Genomic DNA, 3477 nt, shown 5'->3' with positions numbered 1-3477 from the left:
AATAATATCTATTTTTCTATGTGGAAAAATATTTTGCCATATTCTTTTTAATTTATCAATAACCATTTCTGGAACTTTATTATGTAGTTTTCCTTCTCTATCTAATTCTTTACATTCTTTTACATATTTGTCTTGTTCCATAGTATTTAATGCAATTAATGAAGATAATACATATTCATAATCTGCTAGCATCGAAGATGTAAAATTGTGTTTTTCTCCATCCCATTTCCACCTATTATCATGTATGGTCGACTGAGTTTCTATACCATATAATAACAAATTTGTAGCTTGTTCATAACTTCTTTGTTGTATATACTTACCAAATACCAATGATCGTTGAGCTCCAATTCTATGTGTATTTTGTATATCTTGTTTTTCCATCCAAGCTCCTAATTGACTCTTTCCTGATCCATTTGCGCCTATAATTATTAATGAATTTTCTTCTAAAGAATATTCATTCTTTGCATTTGATTCATCTGGTAAAAAATATTTATACGTAATAATCACCCTCTATACTTTATTTTATAACTTTTTACATTTTCATAAACTATATATCCCTATTATTTATTTTTATTATATTTCTTAGGTACACTATCTATTATTTCATGTTCATTTCTATATCTTAATCTAATAGTTCTACCACCTTTATCAAGTTTTTCACTAGCAAAATCAATTTTACCTTTATCAACTCCATTGATTTCTACTTTTACTAACCCTAATTTTTCTAAGTCTCTCATTGTTTTAAAAAATCCCATAAAAACAACCTCCCTCACATAATTTTTAAATTATTACTTATTATAAAATAAAAATTATAAATCAGCAACGAAAATTAGAAATATTACTATTAAACTTTGCTATTTCATAAAATAATTTAAATCAAAAGGCATAGGATAACTAAATCAACCTATGCCTTTCATTAAAGAACTCTCATCACCATTAACATATAACCTTAGCTACATCTCACTCAAATACCCCTCAAAAACCTTCTTCAAGCTACCCTGACTAACAACCTTCCCATTAATAATATCCAAATCCCTACTCTTCTCAATCTCCATAGCCTCCACCAAAATCCTACTAGCATCGACCACATTAAATCTACCAATTCGCTCTAAATTCTCGCAAAAATAATCCATCATACTAATATCTCTCTCGCCGTCAACTGCATTTTTGCCCCAGAACAAGCTCAATTTCTTAGAATCATCTACATCATCTGTCAAGGCCCTATCAAATAAAGATATCTGTCTCTCATGCAGCTCTTCCATAGCCTCAAATAAAGCACCGAGCACAGAATCCCTTATTTCGACCTTACTCCATTTTAAGCTCAATATATTCGATTCAAATTCTTCTAGCAAATGACTCTCAATATATCTGTCGTCCTTCATAAATAGCTTTATATCTATGTATATCTCATTTTTCTCCAAAAACGCCCTTATAGACTTCAACGCCTGCAAGCAATCCACGATATACTTATAATGCATCCAATCCGAATTATTAATCAATATAGATATCTCAGCATCGTAAGTAGTCTCGCCATTTACAGCATCTTCACCATACATCTCACCTATAGATTTCTTCACCTGATAATCTACTAGCCTTCTATACAGCTCTAAAATATCTTTTTCCTCAATATATTCTAAATAAAAATCCAGCTCCTTGCCGTTTAACTCCTCGATCACGCCGCCATTGCAATCATTCATGAATTTTATTATATAGCAATTCAACAAATCCTCCCATGAATGCGAATTTAGGTAAGATTCCAAAGAGCCAAACATGCTATTATCTAGCATCTTTATACCCAAAAACTTATCCCTATCATTAAGCTCGAACTCATCTGTAATTTCAGAAAGCATTCTAGTATATTCATTTAACAAATATTGAGACTTATGCACAACACAATAAATATTATCCTCATTTATCTTTTCTCGATTCGCCATGTCGTATTTAACAACATTGCTTGTCTTAAATACATCCTCCATTATTTCCAAAGCACGTATTTTTTCCTTTCTACAAGCCCCTATCTTAGTCTCGATCACAGCTGACCATTTCCTAATCTTGTTGAAAGCTTCTTCAAGCTTATCCTCCTCTATACTCTGCGTACCATGAACGACAGAATTTCTAAATGTAGATATATTTTCAAGCTCCTCAAGCTCGTACTCATTAATAATCGACTCGTTATACAAGCTTCTCAACGCCATTCTCAAGGAACGAGCTCTCCTCATGTCAATACCAATTCCAGTACATAGACAATCAACTAATTGATGAAGCCTATTAAACTCAATAATAAACTCTCCAGCCTTCACATTTTTCATACTGACAAAATTCTCACTCAAAATCTCACGCTCAAACTCATTTACTACAACATCATCCAGACTCTCTATAGCTTTGTCAATCTGAGGCTTTATCTCATTAAAAATCTCCAAAACCTTCTCATAATCAGCTCTCAAAAGCTTATTATTATGCGCAACCTTACATCTAAATACATACAATTCCTTCCAGCTCTTGCTTAGCTGATCCCCATCCAAATCGACAAAATCATCAAAATACCTATCCCAATTGCTCTTTTTCAAATAAGGAGCAATCTGATTAATAGTCACAAATCCCCTGTCCTTGTTCTCATTTATAAGATCATTCATATCGTACATAGTGCGCTCGTCAAACAAATAGCTTCTCAGCTCAAGGAAATTAAACTTATAAAAAAGCTCCTCCGTCTTGTTCTCAGTGATGTAATTAGCCAACTTATCTGGAGTATTTTGCTTCACCCAATCCCTGCCAACATTGACGACCATGAACTTAGTAAGCAGCTTTCTCATGGAATTTTCCATATCGTAAATCAGTGGGTACGCCAGCTTAGAGTAGTAGAAGCTCACATCGTCCCAGATAGTCTGTATCTTGTCTGTGACTTTGTATACTGCTATTCTTATGCTTCTCAGTAGGCTTTCGTATGCTTTTATGTCTGATTGGTTTGATTCGTCTATTTCTGCTCCTATTGTGATGTGGAAATAGATGAACTCGGTTTTTTTCTTTTTGGATTTTTCCTTTTTCTGTTTCTTGTTTTGTTTTTGGTCTTGTTTGTTTTCATTTAAATTTTTTGGATTTTTGTTTATGTATTTTTTGCTTTTGTATGTGTAAAATTTGCCTTTGTATTCGATGATGTTTTTGTCTACTTTGATGTCGCCGTTTATCATTAATAGGTTTGCAAAGCTTTGCTCGTTTTTGCAGATGTTGTCTTTGTTTTCTATGGAAATTAGGTATTCTGTTTTCATTTTTGACATTGTTAGGGTCTCCTTTTTTTGTTTTTTTATTTATATAATATAATAGAATTTTGAAATTGTAGTCGATAAGCCTTAATTTGCAATATTTTTTTTTAATTTCTAAACTCTTAATGAAGCCTCTATAAGCATATAGTAAACTAAATAAATCTTATAAGAAATATGATCAAAATTTTTGACAATTTTATCTATAAACTTATTTTTTACA

General features: G+C 31.9%; 3 protein-coding genes. All 3 read right to left on the bottom strand.

The window, feature by feature from the left end; genetic code table 11:
* On the bottom strand, window positions 1-507 hold a 507-nt coding region (locus tag SPD90_RS14475; RefSeq protein ID WP_331680592.1), incomplete at its 3' end, for a hypothetical protein.
* A gap of 53 nt (window positions 508-560) precedes the next feature.
* Window positions 561-755 carry a hypothetical protein gene (locus SPD90_RS14470; RefSeq protein ID WP_320925701.1) on the bottom strand — a complete coding sequence of 65 codons (195 nt, stop codon included), beginning with the start codon at window positions 753-755 and terminating at the stop codon, window positions 561-563.
* Window positions 756-953: 198 nt separating this feature from the next.
* Window positions 954-3272 carry a HEPN domain-containing protein gene (locus SPD90_RS14465; protein ID WP_320925700.1) on the bottom strand — a complete coding sequence of 773 codons (2319 nt, stop codon included), beginning with the start codon at window positions 3270-3272 and terminating at the stop codon, window positions 954-956.
* Between the last annotated feature and the right edge of the window lie 205 nt (window positions 3273-3477).

The sequence above is a fragment of the Intestinibacter sp. genome (assembly GCF_034113885.1).
Classification (GTDB): domain Bacteria; phylum Bacillota; class Clostridia; order Peptostreptococcales; family Peptostreptococcaceae; genus Intestinibacter.
Note: the sequence above shows the minus strand (reverse complement) of the source record. Positions and strands in the feature narration are given on the sequence as shown.

Bases quoted from the DNA above. Each gene is read 5' to 3' on its own strand.
- SPD90_RS14470 (WP_320925701.1), bottom strand. From the start codon at position 755: ATGGGATTTTTTAAAACAATGAGAGACTTAGAAAAATTAGGGTTAGTA.
- SPD90_RS14465 (WP_320925700.1), bottom strand. From the start codon at position 3,272: ATGTCAAAAATGAAAACAGAATACCTAATTTCCATAGAAAACAAAGAC.